General features: G+C 69.3%; 1 protein-coding gene. It reads right to left on the reverse strand.

Annotated features, from left to right (window positions below):
- Positions 1–59 precede the first annotated feature (59 nt).
- The coding region (locus CVM52_RS25820; RefSeq protein ID WP_100165067.1) for a replication-associated recombination protein A at positions 60–1,327 on the reverse strand (1,268 nt) is incomplete at its 5' end.

A 1,327-nucleotide genomic window follows, 5' to 3' on the forward strand; every position in this document is an offset into this window, starting at 1 on the left:
CGGCCGCCGCGCCGGGGCCTCCCGAGGCGCGGGCGGGTCCGGGCGTGGCGGGCTGCCCCCTATCCGCCACGGCGCGCCCTCAGCTTGGCGAACCAGTCCAGCCGCTTTTTCAGGTCACGCTCGAAACCGCGCTCTACCGGCGCGTAGAGGTCCGGGCGGCTGATGCCGTCGGGGAAATAGTTCTGCCCGGAAAATCCGTCCTCGGCATCGTGGTCGTAATTATACCCGGCGCCATAGCCGTGCTCTTTCATCATCTTTGTCGGCGCGTTCAGGATATGTTTCGGCGGCATCAGGCTGCCGGTCTCGCGTGCCAGCCGGCGGGCCGCGTTATAGGCCATGTAACCCGCGTTCGACTTGGGGGCGAGCGCCAGATAGATCACCGCCTGGCCCAGCGCCAGTTCGCCCTCGGGGCTGCCGAGGCGCTCGTAGAGTTCCCAGGCATGCAGGCAGAGGGTCTGTGCCTGCGGGTCGGCGAGGCCGATATCCTCGACCGCCATGCGAGTGATGCGCCGCGCCAGATAGCGCGGATCCTCGCCGCCCTCGAGCATCCGCGCCAGCCAGTACAGCGCCGCGTCCGGGTCCGAACCGCGCACCGATTTGTGCAGCGCCGAGATCAGGTTGTAATGTTCCTCGCCCGACTTGTCGTATTTCGCCGCCCGCCGCATCAGCCGCGCCCCCAGCGCCTGCGGGTCCAGCTGGGTATCGCTGCGCCAGGCCGCCACCTGCTCGACCAGGTTCAGCAGCGCCCGACCGTCACCATCGGCCATCTCCTGCAGCGCCTCGCGCGCCGCGCCGGTCAGCGGCAGAGCGCGGCCCAGCTCGGCCTCGGCGCGCTGGGTCAGCAATTCCAGCTCGGCCAGGGTCAGCCGTTCCAGCACCAGCACCTGCGCCCGGCTCAGCAGCGCCGCGTTCAGTTCGAAAGACGGGTTTTCGGTGGTTGCCCCCACCAACAGGATGGTGCCGTCTTCCATATGCGGCAGGAACCCGTCCTGCTGCGCCTTGTTGAAGCGGTGGATCTCGTCGACGAAAAGCAGCGTGCCCTGGCCGTTGCCGCGGCGGATCTTGGCCGCCTCGAACACCTTCTTCAGCTCGGGCACGCCGGAGAAGATCGCGCTGATCTGCACGAAATGTAGGTCGCTCTCATCCGCCAGCAGCCGCGCGATGGTGGTCTTGCCCACCCCCGGCGGCCCCCACAGGATCAGGCTGCCCAGGCTGCCGGCGGCCAGCATCGCGCCCAGCGGCCCTTCAGGGCCGAGGATCTGCTGCTGCCCGATCACCTCGGCCAGCGCCCGGGGGCGCAGCCGGTCGGCCAGCGGGCGGTTGCGCT

This window comes from Pseudooceanicola lipolyticus (genome assembly GCF_002786325.1).
GTDB lineage: Bacteria > Pseudomonadota > Alphaproteobacteria > Rhodobacterales > Rhodobacteraceae > Pseudooceanicola_C > Pseudooceanicola_C lipolyticus.